The sequence below is a fragment of the Kitasatospora sp. NPDC092039 genome, assembly GCF_044756065.1.
In the GTDB taxonomy this organism is placed as follows: Bacteria; Actinomycetota; Actinomycetes; order Streptomycetales; family Streptomycetaceae; genus Kitasatospora.
On the sequence record NZ_JBIVSD010000014.1, the window covers coordinates 168110 to 192572 of the forward strand.

Below are 24463 nucleotides of genomic sequence, written 5' to 3' on the forward strand. Positions count from 1 at the left end.
TCGAGGAGGGGGTGCGCCGGTGGTCCCGGTCGTGGTCGCGGCGGTGCTGGTCGGTCTCCTGGCGGCTCCGCCGCTGCGCGGGCTGATCGCCCGGTTCGCGGTGCCGGAGGGCGAGCCCTGGTGCGACGGCTGCCCGTCCTGCGGGCGCCGGGTGCGCCTGCTGCCGCCGACCGGGCGCTGCCCGGGCTGCCGGGAACGGCTGGGCGCCGGCCCCTGGTCGGTGGAGGCGGTCGCGGCGGCGGTCGCCGTCGCGGTGGCGTACGCGGCGGACCGGCCAGCGGCGGTGGCCCTGGCGCTGGGCTGGGCGGCGGCGCTCGGCGTGGCGCTCGGCTTCGTCGACGCGCGGGTGCGCCGGCTGCCGTACCGACTGACCGTGCCGCTGCTCGGCGGGGTGGCCGCGCTGCTGCTGGCGGCGGCGCCGGCCGCCGGCCCCGGGGTGCCGCTGCGCTGTCTGCTGGTCGCGCTCACGGTCGGCGGTCTGCTCGAACTCGCCGTCTGGCTGGGCGCGTTGGGCCCCGGGGACTCCCCGCTCGGGCTCGCCCTGGGCGGGCTGCTCGGCTGGTACGGCTGGTCGGTGGCGCTCGGCGGGCTGTTCGCGGCGATGGTGCTCGCCGGGCTGTGGGGCACCCTGCGGGCCGCCGCCGCGCTGGCCCGCCGTCGCCCGGTGCGCGGGCTCGATCTCCCGGTCGGCCCGTTCCTGCTGCTCGGCGCGCTCACCGCGGTCCTGGCGCGGTGAGCGCGCCCGCGGTTCCACCCCTGCTGAGGGACGGTACCGAGGACGGCGCTGAGGGCGGCGCCGAGGGACAGCACCAATAAAGGGGACAGCACTGATAAAGGGGAGAGCGACCGAGGAGAGGGCGGCGGAAGGGCCCGCCGCACCGGTCGGTGCGACGGGCCCCGCCGCCGGCGCGCGGGCCCCACCCTCAAGGAGCGGCGCGCCGGGGGAGTTGAGCTTCTGGCGGCTCCGGCCTCGGCCGGCCCGCGGTCACCGCATCCCGTGGACGAACGGGCCGACCGCGTTGGAGAACGCGTTGCCGTTGTTGGCGTCCCAGTTGGTCGACCAGGTCATCGCGCCGCGGATGGTCGGCCACTTGGCCGGCGGCACGAAGCTGCCGCAGTTGGCGCCGGTGGCCAGGCAGTCCAGCGCGTTGTTCACCACGGCCGGGGAGACGTAGCCGCCGCCGGCCGCCTTGGTGGAGGCCGGGACGCCGATGCCCACCTGGTCCGGCCGCAGGCCGCCCTGGATCTGGGTGCAGACCTGCGAGGTGATGAAGTCGATGGTGCCCTGGGTGTAGACCTTGCCGTCGCAGCCGTTCATGCCGCCCGAGTTGTAGAACTGGGTGTTGACGACGGTGAGGATGTCCTTGGTCTTCAGCGCCAGCTGGAAGTAGGCACCGGAGGTGTTGTACATCCCGATGGTCTCCGGGGCCATGGTCAGGACGAAGCCGGGGCCGACCTTGGCCTGCAGGGCGTGCAGCGCGTCGCCGAGCGGGCCGGCCTGGACGCCGTTCTCCAGGTCGACGTCGATGCCGTCGAAGCCGTAGTCCTTGATGATCGCGTAGGCGCTGTCGACGAAGTTGGCGCCGGCGGTGGCGTCCCCGACGGTGATCGCGCCGTTCTGGCCGCCGATGGAGAGGATGACCTTCTTGCCGGCCGCCCGCTTGGCCTTGACGTCGGCGCGGAACTGGGCGTCGGTGTAGCCGCCGAGGGCCTTGGAGAGGCCGGGGTCGAGGGTGAAGCTGATCGCGCCGGTCCGGGTCGGCACGGCGTCGGCGAAGGACACCGCGATGATGTCGTACGCGCTCTGGACGTCGCTCAGCCGCTGCACGGTCGAGTTGTTGTCGAAGTTCTGCCAGTAGCCGGTGACCAGGTGGGCGGGCAGCCCGGTGGGCGGGGTGGTGCTGGTCGGCGTGGCGGTCGGGGTCGCCGTCGCCGTCTGGGTGGCGGTGGGCGTCGGGGTCGCCGTCCTGGTGGGCGTCGCGGTGGCCGTGGGGGAGGCGGTGGGCGTCGGGGTCGCCGTCCTGGTGGGCGTCGCGGTGGCCGTGGGGGAGGCGGTGGCCGTCGGCGTGGGCGTGGGCGTGGGGGTCGCGGTCGGCGACGGGTTGCCGCCGCCGCCCGGCCCGATCAGCGCGACGTCGTCGGCCAGGTAGGCGCTCTGGCCGTACCAGCCGTGCAGGTAGACGGTGACGCTGGTGGCGTTCGCCCCGGTGGTGAAGGTGGTGGACAGCTGGTTCCAGCTGTTCTGGTTCGACCAGGCGGACGGGTCGGTGCCGCCGGTGCCGCGCGCACCGAGGTAGACGTACGGGCCCTGGACCCACGCGCTCAGCGTGTAACTGGTGTTGGGCAGCACGCTGATGGTCTGGGTGCACTCGGCGGTGTCGCCGGCGCCCGGCGTGGCCTGGAGCGCGCCGGTGCCCGAGTGGACCGGGGAGGAGACCGTGGTCGCGGCGCCGGTGCAGGACCAGCCCCCGAGCCCGCCGTCGAAGCCGCCGTTGGAGACCAGGTTGCCGACCGCCGCGCTGGCGCCGCCGGCGAAGAGGGCGAGGCCGCCGCCGGCCAGGGCGAGGGCGGTGGCACCGGCCGCGACGGCCGGGAGGGGGCTGCGCCGGCGCTTGTGCGAGGGCTGGTTCAGCGTACGGGCCATGGGGTGACGCTCCTGGGGGAGGAGCGGCCGCCGCGGTGGGGGGCGCGGCGGCCGCGTGTGGGGGAGGGGAGGTCCGAAGTGAGCCTGCGGGGCGGAGGAGGAGGAGGAGGATCGTTCCGTCCCGGATCAAAAGCTGGACTAGACCATTACTGGTCGTCAAGCACCGGACGGACGGCTTACGGTTCCGTTAAGGATTCGGAGACCGTTCCGTGTCCCCGCCCCGGGAGCGCCGGAACGGCCGCGCGGTCCGCCCGGACGGCCCCCGGCGCGCTCGGCCGGAGGGCGCCCGACACGCCCGTCGCGACAGACTTCGTACAGGACCGTGACCAGACCGCTACCTGCGGCTTTACCGAGCACCTGCGCGCCGGAGTAGGCTGCGCCGGGGGCGGAGACGCACCAGTTGCAACGAGCACGGAGGGGCCGGGAAACATGGGTCTGCGCGATGTCGCCGAACGGACGCCGGGGCTGCGCACCCTGCTCGGCGGGATGTACGGGCTCTACGGCCGACGGGTCGAGGTCCACCTCGCGAGCACCCCGCGCCACATCGGCGTGATCCTGGACGGCAACCGCCGCTGGGCCAAGGCGGCCGGCGGCTCCACCGCGTACGGCCACCAGCGCGGCGCCGACAAGATCAGCGAGTTCCTCGGCTGGTGCGACGAGACCCACGTCAAGGTCGTCACCCTCTGGATGCTCTCCACCGACAACCTGGACCGCCCGGCCGACGAACTCGTCCCGCTGCTCGGCATCATCGAGGACGCCGTCACCGGCCTGGCCGCCGCCCGCCGCTGGCGGGTCCACCCGGTCGGCGCGCTGGACCTGCTGCCGCAGCACACCGCCGACGTGCTCAAGCGGGCCGCCGACCAGACCGCCGACATCGACGGCATCACGGTCAACGTCGCGGTCGGGTACGGCGGTCGGCACGAGATCGCCGACGCCGTCCGCTCGCTGCTCCAGGAGCAGGCCGGACGCGGCACCTCGATCGAGGAACTGGCCGAGATCCTGACCGTCGAGCACATCGCCGAGCACCTCTACACCCGCAACCAGCCCGACCCGGACCTGATCATCCGCACCTCGGGCGAGCAGCGGCTTTCCGGCTTCCTGCTCTGGCAGAGCGCGCACAGCGAGTTCTACTTCTGCGAGGCGTACTGGCCGGCCTTCCGCAAGGTCGACTTCCTGCGTGCGCTGCGCGCGTACGAACAGCGCCACCGGCGGCTGGGGCTGTAGCCCCGACGCCGTCCCGGTCGTGTCCCGGCGTCGTCCCGGCTGGCCCCGGCGTCGTCCCGGTGGTGTCCCGGCGCGCTCCCGGGGCGCCGGCCCCGGGTGCCGGCCGCCGTGAGGAAATGACCGCCGTAGGCCTGGCCTACCCGGCGCCCGCGCGAGGCCAAACGTTCACCGGCAATGATCCGTCAGTTCGCCGGGGGCGCGAATGCACCGCTCCTCGCCTGGGAATACTCCAGTCAGTCCGGCCCCGAGGCCACCGGGGCAGCGAGGGCCGGCTTGCCGCGGATGACGCAGGGTCATCCGCTCTGGAGGCCTAGTGGTCAGTTCCAAGAGCCGCCGGACACCAGACCGGCGCACGTACGTTCTCGACACCAGCGTGCTCCTGGCGGACCCGCTCGCCATGACGCGTTTCGAGGAGCACGAGGTCGTCCTCCCGGTGGTGGTCGTCACCGAGCTGGAGGCCAAGCGGCACCACCCGGAGCTGGGCTACTTCGCCCGCCAGGCGCTGCGGCTGCTCGACGACTACCGCATCCGCCACGGCCGGCTCGACGAGCCGATCCCGGTCGGCGAGCTCGGCGGCACCATCCGGGTCGAGCTCAACCACTCCGACGTGTCGATACTGCCGGTCGGCTACCGGGCCGGCGGCGGCGAGGCGGACACCCGGATCCTCGCGGTCGCCCGCAACCTCCAGGCCGAGGGCTACGACGTCACCGTCGTGTCCAAGGACCTGCCGCTGCGGATCAAGGCCAGCTCGGTGGGCCTGCTCGCCGAGGAGTACCGGGCCGAACTGGCGGTCACCTCGGGCTGGACGGGCATGTCCGAGCTGCACGTCCCGGCCGACCAGGTCGACGCGCTGTTCTCGGTCGGCCACGACGCCGGGGTGGACGTCGACGGGGCCGCCGAACTGCCCGTCCACACCGGGCTGGTGCTGACCTCGGAGCGCGGCCGGGCGCTCGGCCGGGTCACCGGCGACGGCCGGGTGCGGCTGGTGCGCGGCGAGCGCGAGGCGTTCGGGCTGCGCGGGCGCAGCGCCGAGCAGCGGGTGGCGCTGGACCTGCTGCTCGACCCGGAGATCGGGATCGTGTCGATGGGCGGGCGGGCCGGCACCGGGAAGTCGGCGCTGGCGCTGTGCGCGGGGCTGGAGGCGGTGCTGGAGCGGAGGCAGCACCGCAAGGTGATGGTCTTCCGGCCGCTGTACGCGGTCGGCGGCCAGGAGCTCGGCTACCTGCCGGGCTCCGAGGCGGAGAAGATGGGCCCCTGGGCGCAGGCGGTCTTCGACACCCTCTCCGCCGTCACCACCCCGGACGTGATCGAGGAGGTCATCTCCCGCGGGATGCTGGAGGTGCTGCCGCTGACCCACATCCGGGGGCGCTCGCTGCACGACGCCTTCGTGATCGTGGACGAGGCGCAGTCGCTGGAGCGCAACGTCCTGCTGACGGTGCTGTCCCGGATCGGCCAGGGCTCGCGGGTGGTGCTCACCCACGACGTTGCGCAGCGGGACAACCTCCGGGTGGGCCGCTACGACGGCGTGGTGGCGGTGGTGGAGAAGCTGAAGGGCCATCCGCTCTTCGCCCACATCACGCTCACCCGCTCGGAGCGTTCGCCGATCGCGGCGCTGGTCACGGAGATGCTGGAGGACATCCACCCGTGATCCGCCCCTGATGGGGGCATAGTCGGACAATACGGTCAACTCGCGTTCTGGAGCCCGCTCCTGAGGGAGCGGGCTCCGCTCGTCCCGTCGCATCGAGTGCTTTCCGGTCCGGGGAACTGCCGTACGGTGGATGTGACATGCGCCACGCGAGCGGGAATTGCGTCGACAGTGCCCGGTGCGGCATGGTGAGGGTTCTGTCAGGCCCCGCGTACGGCGCGGCAGGGCTCCCGCACTGCGGGGGTCAGGCCCCGGAAGGTCCGCCAACTCCGGTCGGTGGACACACAATTGAAGACCGTTGAGCCGTACGCCGCCCGATTTCAACGCCCGGTCGCCTCACCTCGGCCGGACGCCGGGCCAGCACCTCCCGTGACCAGAGCACCGTGCGGAGGTCCGTGCCAAGGGGCATGTTGCGCCCGTACGGTCACGCGTGGGCGATGCTGGAAGGAAACCATGTGACTCGGATCTCGGTCCGGGGAGTCGCTGTGGCCTCCGCCACCGCCGTCACCGCTGTCGGTGCCGTCGTGGGCATGGCCTCGGGCAGCGAGGGCAAGACCACGCAGACGGTCGACGTCGCCGGCGCGACCCTGCTTGCCGAAGTCCCCTCTGGCGCCCAGGCGCAGACCATCAGTGACAACATCGGCCAGCAGGCATCCGCCCAGCAGGCCTCCGCCGACGCCGCCGCCAAGGCCGCCGCGGAGCAGAAGGCCGCCGAGGAGGCCGCGCGCCAGAAGGCCGCCGCGGACGCCCAGGCGAAGGCCGACGCCCAGGCCAAGGCCGACGCGGACAAGGCCGCCAAGGCCGCGGAGGAGAAGCGCAAGGCCGACGAGGCCGCCGCCAACCGCTCCAAGGCCCGCTCGGCGATGACCGCGGTGGAGGACGCGCCGGCCGTCTCGGTCAGCCCCGGTTCGGTCCAGGACCTGGCCCGGCAGATCGTCGGCAACGACACGCAGTTCCAGTGCTTCAGCCAGATCGTGAAGCGCGAGAGCGGCTGGGACTACACCGCGACCAACAAGAGCTCCGGTGCCTACGGCCTGGTCCAGGCGCTGCCCGGCACCAAGATGGCCTCGGCCGGTGCCGACTGGCGCACCAACCCGGCCACCCAGATCAAGTGGGGCCTCAGCTACATGAACTCCCGCTACGGCAGCCCCTGCGGCGCCTGGTCGTTCTGGCAGGGCCACAACTGGTACTAGGAACGGCCGCCGCCGCGGCGGCGCGGTTCCCCACGGCCCCGGTCGCCCGTCCTCCTCGGACGGACGGCCGGGGCCGTGGCGTTCTCCGGCTCGGGCCGACGAACGGGTGGCGGGCCGACGTGAGGGTGGCGGCCGCGGAGCAGGAGCGGACCGCCCCGCCCGGGTTGCGCTGACCAGTGCGCCCTCGGGCGGTGCGGTCCCGGTTGCGGACGCGGGGCGCGGGAAGGGGTCCTGGTTGCCTCCCGCACCGGCCGGTCCGCCGGCGGTTGGCCGTGGGGCGACCTCGGCGGCTCGGCTCCGGGGTCTCGTCCCGTCTCATCCCCCACGTGCCGCGTCCGAAACCAGATGGAACCTGGCGTTTTGTCCGGATCATCGGGACGGGGGCGACGGGTCGAACGGACCGGCGGCCGGACTCGCCGCACGCGCGCCGGGGTAGCGTCATCCCTGACGGCCGCGGCGGGACCCGCGGCGTACCGCCGGGCACGGCGGTTCGGCAGGGGAGCGGTGGTAGCGAGGATGGCGCGGGGCGGAAAGGCCTTCAAGGCCGTGGCCAAGGGCATGGCCGTGGTGGCCAGCGCGGCCGCCGTGATCGAACGGCGCCGGCGCGCCGCGATGGCGGCCGACCCGCACGAGCAGGCCCTCCCGGCACTGGCCGACGGGCACGTCCCGGCACTCGCCGAGGCGCCCGGCCCGGTCCCGGTCACGCGGACGGACCCGGCCCCGGCGCCGACCGGCCCGGCGGTCGCGGCGGTCGCGCCGTCCGCCGCGGCGCCCCCGGCCGCCCCGCCCGCACCGGTCGCGCACGCCGGCCTCGGCCGGGAGTACCACCCCGGCCGTCCGGCCACGCCCGCCGAGGCGGTGCCGTGGGGGCTGCGGGTGGCCGCCGAGTCGACCTGGCGGCTGCTGCTGCTCGGCGCCGCGCTCTACGTCGTCTTCTACGTGGTCGACATGCTGCGGCTGGTCGCCTTCTCGGTGCTGGCCTCACTGCTGATCACCGCGCTGCTGGAGCCGTCGGTCTCCTGGCTGCGCCGGCGCGGGGTGCCGCGCTCACTGGCGGCGGGCGGGGTGTTCCTCAGCGGTCTGGCCGGGATCGGGCTGGTCGGCTGGTTCGTGGTCTGGCAGGTGACGACCAACCTCTCGGACGTCACCACCCAGGTGAAGACCGGCGTCAACCAGCTGCGGGACTGGCTGGTCACCGGGCCGCTGCACCTGACCCAGCAGCAGATCACCGACTTCGCCAACCAGATCACCAAGGCCATCACCACCAACACCGACCAGCTCACCTCGGCCTCGATCACCGGTGCGCAGATCGCCGTCGAGGTGCTGACCGCGCTGCTGATGACCTTCTTCACCACCTTCTTCTTCCTCTACGACGGCGGGAGGATCTGGAACTGGGCGCTGCGCGGCCTGCCGCGGCACTCCCGCTTCGCGATGGCCGGGGCCGGCCCCAAGGCCTGGACGACGCTCACCGCCTATGTGCGCGGCACGGTCTGCGTGGCCTTCATCGACGCGCTCTGCATCGGCATCGGCGTCGACCTGCTGGGCGTGCCGCTGGCCCTGCCGCTGGCCGTGATCATCTTCCTGGGCGCCTTCGTCCCGCTGGTCGGCGCGTTGATCACCGGCACCGTCGCGGTGCTGATCGCGCTGGTCACCCAGGGGCCGTGGACGGCGCTGATGGTGCTGGTGGTGCTGGTGGTGGTGATGCAGGTGGAGAGCCACATCCTCCAGCCGCTGATCCTCGGCCGGGCCGTCCGGGTCCACCCGCTCGGGGTCGTGCTCGGCGTCGCGGCCGGCGGCATCATCGGCGGCATCGGCGGCGCGGTGGTCGCCGTCCCGCTGATCGCCGTCACCAACACCGTGGTCACCCACCTGCGCCGCCGCAACGAGGCCGGCCAGGCCGTCTTCACCGCGCTCGAAGCCGCCCGCGAGGCCGCCGAACGGACGGCCGAGCGCACCGCGGAGGAGGCCGCCGGGCGCACCGCGGCCACCCGTCCCGCCCCGCCGGCCGCAGCCGCCACCGACTGATCCGTCGTCCGGCGGCGCCCGTCGGAGACCGGCGGGTGGGGAGACCGGCGACGCGGGGAAGGGACGGCGGGGCGGGGAACGACGACGGGCCCCTCCCGGACGTGGTGTCCGGGAGGGGCCCGTCGGGGTGCCGGGTGCGTCAGGCGTTGACGGCGGCGAGGGCGGCCTCGGAGTCGAGGACGCCGGCCACGGCCTGCAGGACGGCGGCGATCTTCATCGAGGCCTGGACGACCTCGCGCTCGACGCCGGCCTTGCGCAGGACGGCCTCGTGCGAGTCGAGGCACTGGCCGCAGCCGTTGATGGCCGAGACCGCGAAGCACCAGAGCTCGAAGTCGACCTTCTCGACGCCCGGGGTGCCGATGATGTTCATCCGCAGACCGGCCCGCATCGTGCTGTACTCCTTGTCGGAGAGCAGGTGCAGCGTCCGGTAGTAGACGTTGTTCATCCCCATGATCGCGGCCGCGCCCTTGGCGGCGGTGTACGCCTCCGGGGAGAGGTTGGCCTTGGCCTCGGGCTCCAGCTCACGCAGCAGGCCGGGGCTGCGGGTGGCCATCGCGCAGGACAGCACGGTGCCCCAGAGCTGCTGGGCGGGGAGGTCGGAGTTGCCGATGACCGAGCCCAGGTTGAGCTTGAGGTCCTTGGCGTAGTCCGGGAGGGCGGCCTTCAGGTCGTCGAGGGCCATGGGTCAGCCCGCCAGCAGGGCCTGGGCGTCGAGGGTGTCCTCGCCCTTGGACCAGTTGCACGGGCACAGCTCGTCGGTCTGCAGGGCGTCCAGCACCCGCAGGACCTCCTTGGGGTTACGGCCGACGGAGCCGGCGGTGACCATGACGAACTGGATCTCGTTGTTCGGGTCGACGATGAAGACGGCGCGCTGGGCGGTGCCGTCCTCGTTCTGGACGCCGCAGGCCTGCATCAGCTCGTGCTTGATGTCGGCCAGCATCGGGAAGGGCAGGTCGCGCAGGTCCTTGTGGTCCTTGCGCCAGGCGTGGTGCACGAACTCGGAGTCGCCGGAGACGCCGAGGATCTGGGCGTCGCGGTCGGCGAACTCGTCGTTCAGCTTGCCGAACGCGGCGATCTCGGTGGGGCAGACGAAGGTGAAGTCCATCGGCCAGAAGAAGACGACCTTCCACTTGCCCTCGTAGGACTTGTGGTTGATGTCGGCGAAGGCGTTCGCGGCGTCCAGGTCGACACAGGCCTTGAGGTCGAACTCGGGGAACTTGTCACCGATCGTGAGCACGTTCGCTTCTCCTGAAGTGAGATGAGGGGGCTTTGTCCGGAATCCGGACAACAGTCACCATTCCATATCGTGGACTGATCAGGGAAATAGCTACACTGGATGTGTCTGATCGGAGATTGCTATCAGTACTGAATTCCCCACGTCGCGGCCGGGCGCCCGCAGGAACGGCGGCGGCAAGACCGACCCGACTGTGGCGAGCGCCACAGTCCGCAGCCCCCGCACCCCGACCGTCGCCCAGCTGCGGGCTTTCGTCGCGGTGGCCGAGCACCGGCACTTCCGGGAGGCCGCCGCCGCCACCGGGACCAGCCAGCCCGCGCTGTCCGGGGCGGTCGCGGCGCTGGAGGAGTCGCTGGGCGCGCAGCTGGTCGAGCGTACGACGCGCAAGGTGATTGTCACCCCACTGGGGGAGCGCGTGCACCAGCACGCCCGCCGGGTGCTCGCCTCGCTGCAGGCCCTCACCGAGGAGGTCGAGGCCGCCCGCCGCCCGTTCACCGGGCCGCTGCACCTGGGCGTCATCCCGACCGTCGCGCCCTACCTGCTGCCCACCGTGCTGCGGCTGGTCCGCGACCGCTTCCCGGACCTGGAGCTGCACGTCCACGAGGAACGCACCCCCTCGCTGCTGGAGGGCCTGGCCGCCGGGCGGCTGGACGTCCTGCTGCTGGCGCTGCCGGCCGGCGGGGCCTCGCCGACCAGGGACATCCCGCTGTTCGACGAGGACTTCGTCCTGGTCACCCCGCCCGGCCACCCGCTCGCGGGCCGGGTCGACGTGCCGCGCGACGTGCTGCTCGACCTGGACGTGCTGCTGCTGGAGGAGGGCCACTGCCTGCGCGACCAGGCGCTGGACATCTGCCGCGAGGTCGGCGCCGACCCGGCGGGCTCGACCACCCGCGCGGCGGGCCTGTCCACCCTGGTGCAGCTGGTCGCCGGCGGCCTCGGGGTGACCCTGCTGCCCGCCACCGCGCTGGACGTCGAGGCCGGCCGCGCCGACCGGCTGGCCGCCGTACGCTTCGCCGCCCCGGCGCCCGGCCGCCGGATCGGGCTGGCCGTCCGGCCGGGCTCGGGCCGCAGCGCCGAGTACGAGCGCTTCGCGGCCGCGCTGCGCGAGGTGCTGGTCGAACTGCCGGTCCGGATCGTCTCCTAGCTAGGGCGTCTGGAGCGGCGGCCGGACCGCCGCCGGGGCGCCCAGGCAGAGCCCGACCGTCGTCGCGACCAGCAGCTCCAGGGCCTCCAGGGTGTCCTGGTCGGGCCGGTCACCGGCCCGGTGCAGGGTGAGGTGGCGGTCCGTCAGGCCGTTGAAGCCGCCGAGGAAGTGGACGGCGATCCGGCGGGCGGGCAGCGCCAGGGTCAGGCCGTGGGCGGCCGCGACGGCGTCGAGCATCTCGGCGGCGGTGGCCTCGATGTCGCGCTGGAGCCCGAGCATGATCTCCCGCATGTCCGGGTCGCGCATGGCCAGCGACCCGAACTCGCCCAGCAGCACGCAGCGCCCGTGCTCGCCGGTGGCGGCCTCCCAGAGCGCGTGCACCAGGGTGCGGACCTGCTCGCCGAAGGTGCCGTCGCCGGGGGAGGCGGCGCGCACCTCGCCGACGAAGTCGGACTTCAGCTGCTCGACGACCGCCCGGTAGAGGTCCTTCTTGGTGCCGAAGGTGTAGTGCACCGTGGCCTGCGCCACGCCCAGCTCGGCCGCGATCGCGCGGGTGCTGCCGGCGGCGATTCCCTCCCTGGTCATCAGGTCGATCGCGGCCTGGACCAGTTGCGGTCGGCGTTCGGAGGCGGGGACGTGGGCCATCCAGCCAGGGTAGCGCCATGGTCGGGCAACTGAGTCGGCCGATTGTTTCAGCCAACTTTGTCGTCTGACAAAGTTAGGTCTACGGTGGGACGCGACCTGCCCTGACCGACCTCGAGGGACCGCCGATGGCCACGTACCTGTACCGACTGGGCCACTACTGCTTCCGGCGACGGCGGGCCGTCGTCGCCGTCTGGATCGCCCTGCTCATCGCCGTCGGCGGAGCCGCGGGGGCCTTCGCCGGCAAGACCACCGACGAGTTCAAGGTCCCCGGCACCGAGGCGCAGGCCACCCTGGACCGGATCAAGGACACCTTCCCGGCACAGGGCCACGGCTCCGCGCAGGTCGTCTTCGCCGCCGGTGCGCCCGGCGGCATCGGCACACCCGAGGCGGGCCGGGCGGTCGGCGAGGCCGTCGACCGGATCGCCAGGGTGCCGGGCGTGGCCGCGGTGCCCGACCCGTACGCCACCGGCGCGCTCTCCCCGGACGGGAAGGTCGCGATCGCCCTGGTCTCCTTCGACCACAAGCTCGCCGACGTCACCGACCAGCAGCGGGACGCCGTGAAGGCCGCCGCCGAGCCGGCCCGCGCGGCCGGGCTGGACGTGGCCTTCGGCGGCGACGCGTACAACCGGATGGCCCAGATCGAGGGCGGCAGCGAGGCGATCGGCCTGGTGGTGGCCGGGGTGGTGCTGGTGGTCACCCTCGGCACGCTGGTCGCCGCCGGACTGCCGCTGCTGACCGCGCTGGTCGGCGTCGCCGTGACGATGGCCGGGCTGCTGGCGCTCACCGGCTCCTTCGAGATCATCACCACCGCGCCGGTGCTGGCGCTGATGGTCGGCCTCGCGGTCGGCATCGACTACGCGCTGTTCATCCTCTTCCGCTACCGCCGGCACCTGGCCGACGGGCTGGAGCCGCAGGAGGCCGCCGCCCGGGCCACCGCGACCGCCGGCAGCGCCGTCGTCTTCGCCGGCCTGACCGTGGTGGTCGCGCTCGCCGGACTCGCCGTCGCGGGCGTCCCGTTCCTCACCGTGATGGGCCTGGCCGCCTCCGGGGCCGTCGTGGTGGCCGTCCTGGTCGCGATCACGCTGCTGCCCGCCGTGCTGGGCTTCACCGGCCGGGCCATCGACCGGCTGCCGGTCTGGAAGCGGGCGCTCGCCGCCGACGGCCGCACCACCCTGGGCGAGCGCTGGGGCCGCTTCGTGGTCCGCCGCCCGCTGCCCGTGCTCCTGGTCGGCCTGGCCGGGCTGGGGGCCCTGGCGGTGCCCGCCGCGAGCCTGGACCTCGGCCTGCCGGGCGGCGGTTCACAGGCCACCGGGACGGACGCGCGCAAGGCGTACGACCTGGTGGGCGAGAGCTTCGGTCCGGGCTTCAACGCGCCGCTGGTGGTCGTGGTGGACGCCCACGGCGCGCCGCGGCCCGAGCAGGCGGTGCAGGGCGTGGCCGCGACGCTCCGGACCCTCGACGGGGTCGGGGCGCTGCTGCCGCCGACCGTCGACCAGGCGAGCGGCACCGCGCTGGTGACCGTCATCCCGAAGACCGGCCCGGACCACGCGGACACCAAGGCGCTGGTCGACGGGATCCGCGACCGGAAGGCGGAGCTGAAGTCGGCGACCGGCGCGGACATCGCCGTCACCGGCACCACGGCCGCCAACATCGACGTCTCCACCAAGCTCGGCCAGGCGCTGCCGCCGTTCCTCGCGGTGATCGTCGGGATCGCGGTGGTGCTGCTGGCGCTGGCGTTCCGCTCGGTGCTCGTCCCGCTCAAGGCGGTGGCCGGCTTCCTGCTCAGCATCACCGCCTCGCTCGGCGCGGTGGTCGCGGTCTACCAGTGGGGCTGGCTGGACGGGGTGATCGACGTGCCCAAGGTCGGGCCGGTGGTCAGCTTCGTGCCGATCCTGCTGATCGGCGTGCTGTTCGGGCTGGCGATGGACTACGAGCTGTTCCTGGTCTCCGGGATGAAGGAGCAGCACGTCCACGGCGCGGCGCCGCGCGAGGCAGTGGTGGCCGGCGTGCGCAACGGGGCCCGGGTGGTCACCGCGGCCGCGCTGATCATGGTGGCGGTGTTCGGCTCGTTCGTCTTCGGCCACGACCCGATCGTCCAGCCGATCGGCTTCGCCCTCGCGGTGGGCGTGCTGGTGGACGCCTTCGTGGTGCGGATGGCGCTGGTGCCGGCCGCGATGGCGCTGTTCGGCCAGGCCGCCTGGTGGTTCCCCGAGCGGCTGGGGAAGGTCGTGCCGCGGGTGGACATGGAGGGCGAGCAGCTGATCGCCCGGCTGGCGGAGCGGTCGGCGACGGACGTGGCGGAGCAGTCGGCGCAGGAACCGCCGCGGGTACGGCCGCAGGAGCCGCCGGCGGGGCGGGACAGGCGGCCGACCCGGGTCTGACGGCCGGCAGGGGCGCCCGGTGGGATCCGTTCCCGCCGGGCGCGTCCGCGTTCAGGCCCCGGGGGATACGGGCACGGGCGCGGGCAGCCGCTGCTCGAACCAGACCACCTTGCCGGTGCCCAGCCTGGTCGCGCCCCAGCGGTCCGCGCACCTGGCCACTATCTGCAGCCCGCGCCCGCGTTCGTCCTCCGGGCCGGTGCGGCGCGGGCGCGGCAGCAGCGGGCTGTCGTCGCCGACCTCGCAGCGCAGCCGGGTGGTGCGCACCAGGCTCAGGGTGACCGGCCGGGTCGCGTGCTGGACGGCGTTGGTGACCAGCTCGCTGACCATCAGCTCGGTCGCCTCGCTGAGCTCGTCCAGCCCCCAGCGGCGCAGCGTGTGCGCGGCCAGCCGGCGGGCCCGGCCCGGCGTCTCGTTGCGCGGCTGGAGGTACCAGTGCGCGACGTCCCCGGCCGGGATGCCGTCGAAGCAGGCGCCGAGCAGCGCGATGTCGTCGCCGCGGTCGCCGGGCGGCAGGATCCGCAGCGACTCCTGGCACAGCTGCTCGGGGGTCTGCCAGCGGGCTGCGGCGATCCGGGCGCGCAGCACCTCCAGGCCGTCGCTGATCGGGCGGGTGCGGGTCTCCACCAGGCCGTCGGTGAACAGCAGCAGGGCGGAGCCGGGCGGCGCGGGCAGCTCGACGGAGTTGAAGTCCACCCCGCCGACGCCGATCGGCGCCCCGGAGTCCAGCTCGACCAGCTCGGCGGTGCCGTCCGGACGGACCAGCACCGGCGGGACGTGCCCGGCGTTGGCCATCACCACCCGGTTGGCGATCGGGTCGTACACCGCGTAGACGCAGGTGGCCAGGTGCTGTTCGCGGCCGAGCCGCTGGGCCTGCTCGTCCAGGTGGTAGAGCACCTCGTGCGGCGGCAGGTCGAGGGCGGCCAGGGTCTGGGCGCTGGTGCGCAGTTGGCCCATGATGGCGGCCGAGGTGAGCGAGTGGCCCATCACGTCGCCGACGATCAGGGCGACCCGGTTGCCGGGCAGCGGGACGGCGTCGTACCAGTCCCCGCCGACCTGCGCGCCGCGCTCACCGGGCAGGTAGCGCTGGGCGATCCGGACACCGTGCGACTGCGGCAGGCGCAGCGGCAGCATGCTGCGCTGGAGCTCGTTGGCGATCTCCCACTCGCGGGCGTAGCGCAGCGCGGTGTCGACGGCCAGCCCGGCCTGGGTGGCGAGGTGCGCGGCGGTCGCGGTGTCCGCGGCGTCGAAGACCGGGCGGCCGCTGCGTTCGGGAGGGCGGCGGATCAGTATCAGCAGCCCGAGCACGGCCTTGCGGCCGCGCAGCGGCAGGGCGAGGACGGAGGTGCCGGCGGCCAGCCGGGCCACCCCTCGGGTGCCGTACAGCTCGCGCAGCAGCGTCTCGGAGCGCTCGGCGGCGGGGGTGCCGAGGACGGCCGCCTCGGCGGGGCGGCGGCTCAGCAGGGCGTGGGCGAGGGCTCCGCCGCGGGTCACCGGGGTGGCCGGGCCGCCGTCGGCGGTGGAGCGGGCGCCGTAGCGGGAGCGGCGCCGGTCGTCCAGGCTCGGGCGGCCGCGGCGGCCGATCCGGGTGCCGGTGCTGTGGTGTATCCGCAGCTCCTCCGGGAAGCCGGGTTCGCGTTCCACGTTCGGCAGCGGGTCGCGCAGGTGGACGACGGCGGCGTCGGCGAGCGTCGGGACCAGCACCCGGCCGATGTTGCGCAGCGTCGCGGCGAGGTCGAGGGCGCTGTTGATCCGCCGGGTCGCCGAGTCGAGGTACGCCAGCCGGTCCGCCATCTCGGCGCGCTCCGGCCGGGCGCCCGGCCGGCGGGCCTGGGCCGTCGTCGGGGTCGTCGCCTGGGCCGTCGTCGGGGCCGGCGCCGTCGGGTTCGGAGCAGGGGCCGCCGCCGTGGGGGCCGAGGTCGGGGCCGGCGGCGCGGCCGGGACCTGGCGGCGCTGGCCCGGGACGGCGGGCGGCTGCTCCGCCTCGGTCTTGAGCTGGTCGCGCACGGCTGCCTGTCCTGGATTCGGTGTGGTCGGTGAGCTGTTCTGTTGCGTCGGCCGCGAGTGCGGCCGGTCCTGTCCCGGTTCGATCAGCCGACGCGTCGACAGCACAGGAACAGCTGTTCCTCCGGCGGCAGCGAGGTGCTGGCCGGTGCGTACGGATGCCCCGAGCACTCCTCGACGGCGAAGCCGGCCGAGACCAGAACCCGCTCCAGATCCTCCCTCAGATACCCACTGATCCGCAGCTCTCTGCCAAGGAACGGAAGCGGAACGTGATCCAGGTCCGCCTCGACCATACCGAGCGCCAGCAGCCCACCGGGCCGCAGGAGTTCGCGCAGCCGCCCCAGCACGGTCGGGATCTCGTCCTGCGGCAGCAGGATCAGCGAGAAGAACGCGGTGACCGCGGCGAAGCCGCCCCGGCCGTCCGGGCCCAGCCCGGGGGCGTTCCAGACCCGGTCCGCACGCTCGGTGGCCAGATCGTACAGGTCGATCCGATGGAGGACCGGCGCGAACACGCCCGGGAAGGCGGTCCGCCGGGCCAGCGTGAGCATCCCGTCGGAGAGGTCGACGCCGGTCACCCGCAGGCCCGCCGCGACCAGCTGGCGGACGGTCGGCTCACCGGTGCCGCAGCCCACGTCCAGCACCCGGGCGCCCGGTTCGAGCCCGGCGAGCAGCCGCCGGACGCAGGCCAGCTGTCCGCCCTTGGCGGGGAAGGCCTCGCCGTACCCGGCGCCGATGGTGTCGAAGGCGACCGCCTGCAGGACCCGGGCCGCCCGCCGCCGCCGTACCTCGGGATCGTCGTCGCCGGCGTCCTCGCCGACGGGGAACGGGTCGGATATCTGTCCGGTCGTCACGTTGCGAGGCACCCTTCCACCCGTGGCCTCCGGTGGCTCCTCCACGGCCCCGCGGGCCGCTGCCGGTGGCGGTACATCACCCTCTGCGCACCACGCGGACGGACTGGCACCCCGATGCGTTGTCCGGCAGACACTCGTGTGCGTACTGGCATCTGAGAATATGCGTGATCACCGCGTCGTGGGGTCCCTTTCCGGCCAACTCGCCGTGCTTGGGCCGTTGTGGCCGGGGTTGCGGAAGCACTCGGGTGCGGGCTGGGTTGTGCGCCGGACCCCGCACGCCGGAGGATGCGCCCGGGAAAGGTCGATGACCTGCGGTTTTACCGAGCCGCAGGCTGACTATCTGACGTTTATCGAACGTCAATCGGTCCGGTGCACAGTGGAGTCCAGCGCCGGGGAAGCGTTGAGGGCGCTCCCGCAGCCGGGGGGCTGCGGGAGCGCCGACGCGCGGAACGGGGGAGGTTCTCCGTGGGGGAGCGGAAGCCTTACGGCGCGGGGGGAGAGAGGGGCTCGGTGTGCTGCTGGGAGATGAGGTCCGCCACGGGGGAGGCCTCGGGCACACCGAGCCGCGTGAAGATCGCGTGCGCCTCCTGGAGGCAGGCGAGTCCACGGGCCGGCTGGGCGAGCGTCAACAGGGCCTCGCCCAGCGCGGCGTTCGCCAGGCCCTGGCAGTAGGCGGAGCCCAGCTCCTGGCCGATCGCCAGCGACTCGCCGGCCGCCGAGGCCGCCTCGGCGGGCTGCTCGGCGACGAGCAGGGCGGAGGCGAGCCGGGCCAGGGTGTAGCCCTCCCACAGGGGGTTCTGCTGCGACTGGTAGAGCCGGTGCGCCTCGCGCAGGTGCGGGACGGCGTCGCCGCCGGAGAGCACCACGCCCAGCTGGTAGAGGGTCTGGGCGAGCAGCGGACCGTTCTTGGACTCCCGGGCGGCGGCGACGCCCTCGCCGGCGGACCGCACCGCCGTCTCGGTCATCCCGAGCCGGTGCTGCGCCCGGGCCATGTTGCTGACGATGCGGGCCTCGGCGGTCGGCGCGCCGACCGCCTGGCTGGTGGCCCGCGCCTGTTCCATGAACGGCAGCGCCTCGGCCGGGCGGTTGCCCAGGCTCAGGATCACGCCCAGGATGTTGGCGGTGGCCAGCAGCTGGACGGTCGGTTCGTCCGGCGACTGGTGGTCCAGGCTCTGGCGCAGCGAGTGTTCGGCGCCCTGGAAGTCGCTGGTGACGTAGTTCAGGGCACCCAGGACGAAGTGCACCCGGGCGAGCGCGGGGGAGTCGTCGCGCAGCTCCGCCTCGCGTCCGAGGGTTTCCAGGACGGGGCGCACCTGGGGGCCGTGGGTCGGGTCCGGGTCGAGGCCGTACAGCAGGATCAGCAGGTCGATCGCCGCGTGCTGCGAGGCGCGCGGCCCGTTCGCCGCCGCGGCCACGGAGTTGAGCAGCAGGGCGCTCTCGGCCCGCAGCCAGGACTGGGCGGAGCCAATGGTCGGCAGGCCGATCCCCGGCGAGGAGGGCGTGGTGAGCAACTCGGGCTCGGGGTCGTCCGGTTCGATGGTCCGGGCCGCGTTGCGGACGGTCGGGATCAGCAGGTCGAGCAGCCGCAGGACGGCCCGCTGCTGCTCCTCGGTGTCCCCGATCCGCTCGTTCTGCCGCTGGGCGTAGAGCCGGAGCAGGTCGTGGTAGCGGTAGCGGCCGGGGGTGAAGCACTCCAGCATGTTCGCCTCGACCAGGGCCTCGACGAGGTCCTCGGCGGCGTCCTCGTCCATGCCGAGCAACGCCGCGGCGGCCGCGAGCGGGATGTCGGGGGAGTCGATCAGGGCGAGGAACCGAAAGGTGCGGGCCTCGGCCGGGGACAGCTGTCCGTAGCCCAGCCCGATGGTGGTCTCCACGGCCAGGTTGCCGAGCTGGAGTTCGTCCAGCCGGCGGCGCTGGTCGGCTAACCGACGGGCCAGGTCGGAGACGCTCCACCGCGGCCGGCTTGCCAGCCGGGCGGCGGCGATGCGGACCGCCAGCGGGAGGAAGCCGCAGGCGGTGATCACCGCCATGGCGGCCTCCGGTTCGGCGGTGACCCGCTGCTCCCCGACGATGGCCGAGAACAGTGCCAGAGCCTCCTGCGGCGTCAGCTCCTCGACGTCGAACAGCTGTGCGCCGGGGATGCCGGCGAGCCGGGAGCGGCTGGTGGCGAGCACCGCGCAGCCGGAGACGCCCGGGATCAGCGGCCGGATCTGGTCGGCGTCCCGCGCGTTGTCCAGCAGGATGAGCATCCGCCGGTTGGCGAGCAGCGAGCGGTAGAGGGCCGCGCGCTGCTCCATCGACTCCGGGTTCTCGGTGGCTCCGAGGGCGTGCAGGAAGTCGCCGAGGACGACGACCGGGTCGGCCGGCGCGGCGCCGGCGCCGCGCAGGTCCACGTACAGCTGTCCGTCCGGGAACTCGGCCCGGACGCGGTGGGCGACGTGCACCGCGAGGGTGGTCTTCCCGACGCCGCCGATGCCGGCCAGCGAGGTGACCACCACGGCTTGGCCGGTGGCGTTCATCAGGACCGCCGAGAGGTCGCTGACCAGCTCGGTGCGGCCGCTGAAGTCCGAAACGTCGGCCGGGAGTTGGGCTGGCGGCGGAGCGACCGGACGGTCCTTCGCCAGAGCCTCGGGCGCGGCCGGGAGGGCGAGCGACGGGTCGGCCGCGAGGATTCGGGTGTGCATCGTGGACAGGCCGACGCCCGGCTCGACGCCGAGCTCGTCGATGAGCAGCTTGCGGGTGTCGGTGTAGACGCCGAGCGCCTCGGCCTGGCGGCCGCAGCGGTACAGCGCCAGCATCAGCAGCTCCCGCAGCCGTTCGCGCAGCGGATGCTCCGTGGTCAGGTTGTTGAGCTCGCCGACGATCTCGGCGTGCCGGCCGATGTCGAGGGCGGCGGCGCACAGCTCCTCGGCGGCGGTCACCTGGCGTTCGGCCAGCCGCAGTCGCTGGGTGTCGGCGTAGGGGCCGGGGATGCCGGTGAGCGGGCGGCCGCTGAACAGGCCCAGCGCCTCGGTCAGCAGCCGGTGCGCCTCGTGCTTGTCGCCGTTCGCCCGGGCGGTCGCGGCCTCGGCGCAGAGCCGTTCGAAGACCGTCAGGTCGAGGGCCTCGCCCGGGATGCGCAGCGCGTAGCCGTCGGCGACCGACACCAGCAACTCGGCGGGGCGGCGTACCTCCCGCCGGGGTTCGATGACGGAGCGCAGCCGGGAGACGTAGGTGCGGAGTGCAGCCACCGCCTGGGCCGGCGGCCGGTCGCCCCAGAGCGCGTCGACCAGGTCCTGCGTGGGGACCGGGCGTCCGGCGTGCAGGAGGAGGGTGGTCAGGACTGCCTGCTGCTGGGGGGATCCGAGCGAGAGGGGCTGGCTGTCGATCCAGGCCTGGACCGGGCCGAGGACTTGGAAGCGCGGCGCAGGGTTCTGCGGCGTCTCCCGAAACTCCATGAAGTCCCCCGATGGCCTGTGGTGTCGATTCCGCGAAAGGGCGCTCGGCGGTCCGCCGTGGTGCTTCAGCTTAGGCGGACGTCCGACTCTGCCGGACGGTTCCGCCAGTCGCACGATGTTTATCGGACATTTAATCAACCCTACGATACTGTCCCCGCGCCCGCGCCAAACCGGTCGGGCTGACGACATTCGATGACCGAAAGGCGGCCGCCAATGGCCAACGACCAGAGCGAGACCCCGGTGCCGTCGACGCCCGAGAACGAGGCGGAGACCCCGGCCCCGGCCGTCGCTGTGGAGGCCGGCCAGGCAGTCGAGGGCGCGGTCGCCGCGGCCTCGAACCCGACCGAGTACACCGAGCCGAGTGCCGACCGGAAGAACGCGATCGAGAACGGCGCCTTCGGCGACGAGGCCGACTGCCTGCCCGAGCCGGCCAAGCCGGACACCGCCAAGCCGGGCGAGAAGTACGAGCCCGAGAGCATCGTCTTCGGCCACGCATAAGCCGCGCCGGCCCGGCGCCCCGTCGCCCCGTCCGGCTGCGGGGCGCGGTTCGTTGCCATCCAGAACAGCTGGCCTGACGGTGTGTAGTATCGAACTGATGTTCACCTAGGGGGGTGGGCCAGATGAATTGGAGGGGTTCCATGAGCAAGCTTCGTAGGGTTGCTGTGGTGGCCGTGTCGACCGCTATCGTGACCGCCGGCTACCTGGCGACTGCCGTTAGCGCGTCCGCGAGCGTCGTCGCCGGCCACCCGTAAGCCGCGCCGGTCCGGTGCCCCCGTCGCCCCCGTCCGGGCGCGGGGGCACCGGCGGTTACGGGCACGCCAATTCCCCGCCGGTGTCCGCCGGGTGGCCGAAACGTGTCCGCGGTGCACTCATGGTGACCGGTGATATCCGTAACGTGCCCGGCGGAGGGCGCGGGCCGTTCCGGAATTCCGGATTCACCCGGGGGTATTGCGGTGGTCGGAATGTTGCTGTTTGCCTGCGTTTTGCCGAAATTGCCGAGGAAGATCGTATTCGGCTGAATCGCCGGTCCCGGGGGCGGGGGCGACCTGGTGCGGGTCGGCCGTCCATTCCCGGCCGCCGGGCTCGGGGCGCAGGTAGTGCTCGCCGCCGATGGTGTCCATGTAGATGCCGGTGCGTCCGGTCCTGCGGTCGAGGACGAGTTCACCCACGTGGGGCCGGTAGGCCGGGGCGTTGCGCTGTCGGGTGCTCACCGTGCTGCTCCTCGCTCTGGTCGGCGACTGGCCAGCATCTCTAGAGAAGCTAATATCTCTAGAGATGTCAACGGTCCTATCTCCTTACCGGAGGCCGCGGGCACGCCTACGATTTCTCCGAGGCAGAGGGAGCGGCGATGACCGGCAGCAGTGGCGACAAGCAGCCCAAGTACCAGCGGATCGCCGACGCGCTGAAGGCGGCCATCGACACCGGCCGGTACCGCGCGGGTGACCGCCTGCCCGGCGAGAACGACCTCATGGACGAGTACGGCGTGGCCCGGATGACCGCCCGCCAGGCGCTGGGCGTGCTGCAGAGCGAGGGCATCGCCGAGGCGCGCCGCGGCGCCGGGGTGTTCGTCCGGGACTTCCGCCCGCTGCGCCGGCGCGGCATCCAGCGGCTGGCGCAGGGGCAGTGGGGCTCCGGCCGGTCGATATGGTCGGCGGACATCGACAACCGCAGCCTGGTGGTCGACCAGGTGTCCGTCACCGAGCGGGGCGCGCCCGACCACGTGGCCCGGGTGCTCGGGGTCGGCCCGGGCGCCCCGATGTGCGTACGGCACCGCCGCTTCGTCCTGGACGGCAAGCCGGTGCTGCTCTCGACCTCCTACCTGCCCGCCCTGCTGGTCGCGGGCACCGCCATAACCCGCGAGGACACCGGCCCCGGCGGCACCTACGCCCGGCTCGCCGAGATCGGCGCCAAGCCCGTGCACTTCCGCGAGGAGGTCCGCTCCCGGATGCCCAGCGGGGAGGAGGCGGCCCGCCTGGAGCTGTCCGCCGGCACCCCGGTCATCCTGATCTGCCGCACCGCCTTCGCCGACGAGGGGCAGGTCGTCGAGCTCAACGAGATGATCCTGGACGCCGCCTCCTACGTCCTGGAGTACGACTTCGACGCCTGAGCGCCGACCGCCCGGCACCACCGCCCCGGCCGCGAGGGGCGGCCGGGGCGGTGCGGGGGCAGTGGGGACTACTCCTTCGAGCGGACCCGCAGGCTGGTGATCAGCGGGCCCTCGGTGGTCTCGCGGAAGAAGTCGTTGCCCTTGTCGTCGACGACGATGAAGGCCGGGAAGTCCTCGACCTCGATGCGCCAGACCGCCTCCATGCCGAGCTCGGCGTACTCCAGCACCTCGACCTTCTTGATGCAGTCCTGGGCGAGGCGGGCGGCCGGGCCGCCGATCGACCCGAGGTAGAAGCCGCCGTGCTCGGCGCAGGCGTCGGTGACCTGCTTGCTGCGGTTGCCCTTGGCGAGCATGACCATCGAGCCGCCGGCCGCCTGGAACTGGTCGACGTAGGAGTCCATCCGGCCGGCCGTGGTCGGGCCGAAGGAGCCGGAGGCGAAGCCCTCGGGGGTCTTGGCCGGGCCCGCGTAGTAGACCGGGTGGTCCTGGAGGTACTTGGGCATGCCCTCGCCGGCGTCCAGGCGCTCCTTGATCTTGGCGTGGGCGATGTCGCGCGCGACGACCAGGGTGCCGGTGAGCGAGAGCCGGGTCTTCACCGGGTACTTGGACAGCTCGGCGCGGATCGCGGACATCGGCTGGTTCAGGTCGACGCGCACCACGTCGTCGTCCAGGTGCTCGTCGGTGGTGTCCGGCAGGTACTTCGCCGGGTCGGTCTCCAGCTGCTCCAGGAACACGCCCTCGGCGGTGATCTTGCCGAGCGCCTGGCGGTCGGCGGAGCAGGAGACGGCCATCGCGACCGGCAGCGAGGCGCCGTGCCGCGGCAGGCGCACCACGCGCACGTCGTGGCAGAAGTACTTGCCGCCGAACTGGGCGCCGATGCCGATCTTCTGGGTCAGCTCGGTGACCTTGGCCTCCAGCTCCAGGTCGCGGAAGCCGTGGCCGGTCCTGGCGTTGCCCTCGGTCGGCAGGTTGTCCAGGTAGTGCGCCGAGGCGTACTTGGCGGTCTTCAGCGCGAACTCGGCGCTGGTGCCGCCGATCACGATGGCCAGGTGGTACGGCGGGCAGGCCGCGGTGCCCAGCGAGCGGATCTTCTGCTCCAGGAACGAGAGCATGCTCGCCTCGTTCAGGATGGCCTTGGTCTCCTGGTACAGGTACGACTTGTTGGCGGAGCCGCCGCCCTTGGCCATGAACAGGAACTTGTACGCGTCGCCGTCGGTGGCGTACAGCTCGATCTGGGCCGGCAGGTTGTTGCCGGTGTTCTTCTCGTCCCACATGGTCACCGGGGCCATCTGGGAGTAGCGCAGGTTGAGCCTGGTGTACGCGTCGTACACGCCGCGCGCGATGGCGGACTCGTCGCCGCCCTCGGTCAGCACGTTCTGGCCGCGCTTGCCCATGACGATCGCGGTGCCGGTGTCCTGGCACATCGGCAGGATGCCGCCGGCCGAGATGTTGACGTTCTTCAGCAGGTCGAGCGCGACGAAGCGGTCGTTGGGGCTCGCCTCCGGGTCGTCCAGGATGCGGCGCAGCTGGGCGAGGTGGGCGGGGCGCAGGTAGTGCGAGATGTCGTGCATCGCCTCGGCCGTCAGCAGCCGCAGCGCCTCCGGCTCGACCTGGAGGAAGGTGCGACCGCCGGCCTCGAAGGTGGAGACACCCTCGGAGGTGAGCTTGCGGTAGGGGGTCGGGTCAGCGCCCAGGGGGAGCAGGTCGCTGTACTCGAAGTCTGGCGTGGGAGCCATCGGGGCGGTCCTTAGCTGTCCAGTTGGTCCGGCTGCGTCGGCGAAGCACCATCCAGGGTAGGACCCGGTGGAAGTCGGCACGCGGACAGGTCCGCCTTGCGTGACCGGGCTCACTCGCGCAGGAGTGCGAGCGACTAGGCTGACCCCGTGGACAACTCGCCGTCGCACGACGATTCGGGGCAGCCGCCGGTGCCGG

The 24463-nt window shown here is 73.2% G+C and carries 18 protein-coding genes; 9 read left to right on the forward strand and 9 right to left on the reverse strand.

The features are described 5' to 3' along the window. Positions 1-19: 19 nt before the first annotated feature. Complete coding sequence (locus ACIQI7_RS26145) at positions 20-736, forward strand: prepilin peptidase (RefSeq protein WP_401113930.1); 717 nt, start codon at positions 20-22, stop codon at positions 734-736. A 249-nt stretch (positions 737-985) separates the two neighbouring features. Here ACIQI7_RS26145 and ACIQI7_RS26150 read toward each other — a convergent pair whose 3' ends face one another. Then, the gene (locus ACIQI7_RS26150) at positions 986-2644 is read right to left on the reverse strand and encodes a chitinase (RefSeq protein WP_401113933.1); all 1659 of its coding nucleotides are present in this window, start codon (positions 2642-2644) and stop codon (positions 986-988) included. Between the two features lie 429 nt (positions 2645-3073). Between ACIQI7_RS26150 and ACIQI7_RS26155 the strand changes: the two genes are divergently transcribed. From ACIQI7_RS26155 to ACIQI7_RS26170, 4 genes are all read left to right on the forward strand, one after another. Next, positions 3074-3868, forward strand: coding sequence for an isoprenyl transferase (locus ACIQI7_RS26155; RefSeq protein WP_387749705.1), 795 nt, complete (start codon positions 3074-3076; stop codon positions 3866-3868). A gap of 313 nt (positions 3869-4181) precedes the next feature. Then, positions 4182-5516: a PhoH family protein gene (locus tag ACIQI7_RS26160; RefSeq protein ID WP_401113936.1), complete on the forward strand. Its 1335-nt coding sequence runs from the start codon at positions 4182-4184 to the stop codon at positions 5514-5516. Positions 5517-5950: 434 nt separating this feature from the next. After that, positions 5951-6706 (forward strand): transglycosylase SLT domain-containing protein, encoded by a 756-nt coding sequence (locus ACIQI7_RS26165; RefSeq protein WP_401113938.1) that lies wholly within the window; start codon positions 5951-5953, stop codon positions 6704-6706. Positions 6707-7222: 516 nt separating this feature from the next. Then, on the forward strand, positions 7223-8731 hold the full coding sequence (locus ACIQI7_RS26170; protein ID WP_401113941.1) for an AI-2E family transporter: 1509 nt from the start codon (positions 7223-7225) through the stop codon (positions 8729-8731). A 139-nt stretch (positions 8732-8870) separates the two neighbouring features. Here ACIQI7_RS26170 and ACIQI7_RS26175 read toward each other — a convergent pair whose 3' ends face one another. Beyond that, positions 8871-9413, reverse strand: a complete 543-nt coding sequence (locus ACIQI7_RS26175; protein WP_387749717.1) for an alkyl hydroperoxide reductase — start codon at positions 9411-9413, stop codon at positions 8871-8873. A gap of 3 nt (positions 9414-9416) precedes the next feature. Beyond that, positions 9417-9968 carry a peroxiredoxin gene (locus ACIQI7_RS26180; protein WP_387749720.1) on the reverse strand — a complete coding sequence of 184 codons (552 nt, stop codon included), beginning with the start codon at positions 9966-9968 and terminating at the stop codon, positions 9417-9419. 190 nt (positions 9969-10158) lie between these two features. Here ACIQI7_RS26180 and ACIQI7_RS26185 point away from each other — a divergent pair, with 190 nt between their 5' ends. Beyond that, positions 10159-11109 carry a LysR substrate-binding domain-containing protein gene (locus ACIQI7_RS26185; protein ID WP_401113945.1) on the forward strand — a complete coding sequence of 317 codons (951 nt, stop codon included), beginning with the start codon at positions 10159-10161 and terminating at the stop codon, positions 11107-11109. Here ACIQI7_RS26185 and ACIQI7_RS26190 read toward each other — a convergent pair whose 3' ends face one another. Then, positions 11110-11754, reverse strand: coding sequence for a TetR/AcrR family transcriptional regulator (locus ACIQI7_RS26190; RefSeq protein WP_401113948.1), 645 nt, complete (start codon positions 11752-11754; stop codon positions 11110-11112). A gap of 125 nt (positions 11755-11879) precedes the next feature. Between ACIQI7_RS26190 and ACIQI7_RS26195 the strand changes: the two genes are divergently transcribed. Beyond that, positions 11880-14135: an MMPL family transporter gene (locus tag ACIQI7_RS26195; protein ID WP_401113951.1), complete on the forward strand. Its 2256-nt coding sequence runs from the start codon at positions 11880-11882 to the stop codon at positions 14133-14135. A gap of 51 nt (positions 14136-14186) precedes the next feature. On the opposite strand, the gene ACIQI7_RS26200 is transcribed toward ACIQI7_RS26195, so the two are convergent. The 3 genes from ACIQI7_RS26200 to ACIQI7_RS26210 all read right to left on the reverse strand — a co-directional run bounded on the left by ACIQI7_RS26200 (position 14187) and on the right by ACIQI7_RS26210 (position 20424). Further along, positions 14187-16139 carry a SpoIIE family protein phosphatase gene (locus tag ACIQI7_RS26200; protein ID WP_401113953.1) on the reverse strand — a complete coding sequence of 651 codons (1953 nt, stop codon included), beginning with the start codon at positions 16137-16139 and terminating at the stop codon, positions 14187-14189. 83 nt (positions 16140-16222) lie between these two features. Next, positions 16223-16894: a class I SAM-dependent DNA methyltransferase gene (locus ACIQI7_RS26205; protein ID WP_401114116.1), complete on the reverse strand. Its 672-nt coding sequence runs from the start codon at positions 16892-16894 to the stop codon at positions 16223-16225. A 575-nt stretch (positions 16895-17469) separates the two neighbouring features. Continuing rightward, positions 17470-20424, reverse strand: coding sequence for an AfsR/SARP family transcriptional regulator (locus ACIQI7_RS26210; RefSeq protein WP_401113956.1), 2955 nt, complete (start codon positions 20422-20424; stop codon positions 17470-17472). Between the two features lie 213 nt (positions 20425-20637). Here ACIQI7_RS26210 and ACIQI7_RS26215 point away from each other — a divergent pair, with 213 nt between their 5' ends. Then, positions 20638-20922 (forward strand): hypothetical protein, encoded by a 285-nt coding sequence (locus tag ACIQI7_RS26215; protein ID WP_401113959.1) that lies wholly within the window; start codon positions 20638-20640, stop codon positions 20920-20922. Positions 20923-21359: 437 nt separating this feature from the next. On the opposite strand, the gene ACIQI7_RS26220 is transcribed toward ACIQI7_RS26215, so the two are convergent. Then, complete coding sequence (locus ACIQI7_RS26220; protein ID WP_401113961.1) at positions 21360-21635, reverse strand: hypothetical protein; 276 nt, start codon at positions 21633-21635, stop codon at positions 21360-21362. Positions 21636-21772: 137 nt separating this feature from the next. On the opposite strand from ACIQI7_RS26220, the gene ACIQI7_RS26225 reads away from it, so the two are divergent. Next, positions 21773-22531, forward strand: a complete 759-nt coding sequence (locus ACIQI7_RS26225; protein WP_401113964.1) for a GntR family transcriptional regulator — start codon at positions 21773-21775, stop codon at positions 22529-22531. Positions 22532-22599: 68 nt separating this feature from the next. Here ACIQI7_RS26225 and ACIQI7_RS26230 read toward each other — a convergent pair whose 3' ends face one another. Further along, positions 22600-24267, reverse strand: a complete 1668-nt coding sequence (locus tag ACIQI7_RS26230; protein WP_401113967.1) for a fumarate hydratase — start codon at positions 24265-24267, stop codon at positions 22600-22602. Between the last annotated feature and the right edge of the window lie 196 nt (positions 24268-24463).

Coding starts and splice junctions, on each gene's coding strand:
- ACIQI7_RS26215 (WP_401113959.1), top strand. CDS start 20,638: ATGGCCAACGACCAGAGCGAGACCCCGGTGCCGTCGACGCCCGAGAAC.
- ACIQI7_RS26210 (WP_401113956.1), bottom strand. CDS start 20,424: ATGGAGTTTCGGGAGACGCCGCAGAACCCTGCGCCGCGCTTCCAAGTC.
- ACIQI7_RS26150 (WP_401113933.1), bottom strand. CDS start 2,644: ATGGCCCGTACGCTGAACCAGCCCTCGCACAAGCGCCGGCGCAGCCCC.
- ACIQI7_RS26165 (WP_401113938.1), top strand. CDS start 5,951: ATGCTGGAAGGAAACCATGTGACTCGGATCTCGGTCCGGGGAGTCGCT.
- ACIQI7_RS26175 (WP_387749717.1), bottom strand. CDS start 9,413: ATGGCCCTCGACGACCTGAAGGCCGCCCTCCCGGACTACGCCAAGGAC.
- ACIQI7_RS26230 (WP_401113967.1), bottom strand. CDS start 24,267: ATGGCTCCCACGCCAGACTTCGAGTACAGCGACCTGCTCCCCCTGGGC.
- ACIQI7_RS26155 (WP_387749705.1), top strand. CDS start 3,074: ATGGGTCTGCGCGATGTCGCCGAACGGACGCCGGGGCTGCGCACCCTG.
- ACIQI7_RS26190 (WP_401113948.1), bottom strand. CDS start 11,754: ATGGCCCACGTCCCCGCCTCCGAACGCCGACCGCAACTGGTCCAGGCC.
- ACIQI7_RS26195 (WP_401113951.1), top strand. CDS start 11,880: ATGGCCACGTACCTGTACCGACTGGGCCACTACTGCTTCCGGCGACGG.
- ACIQI7_RS26170 (WP_401113941.1), top strand. CDS start 7,223: ATGGCGCGGGGCGGAAAGGCCTTCAAGGCCGTGGCCAAGGGCATGGCC.
- ACIQI7_RS26225 (WP_401113964.1), top strand. CDS start 21,773: ATGACCGGCAGCAGTGGCGACAAGCAGCCCAAGTACCAGCGGATCGCC.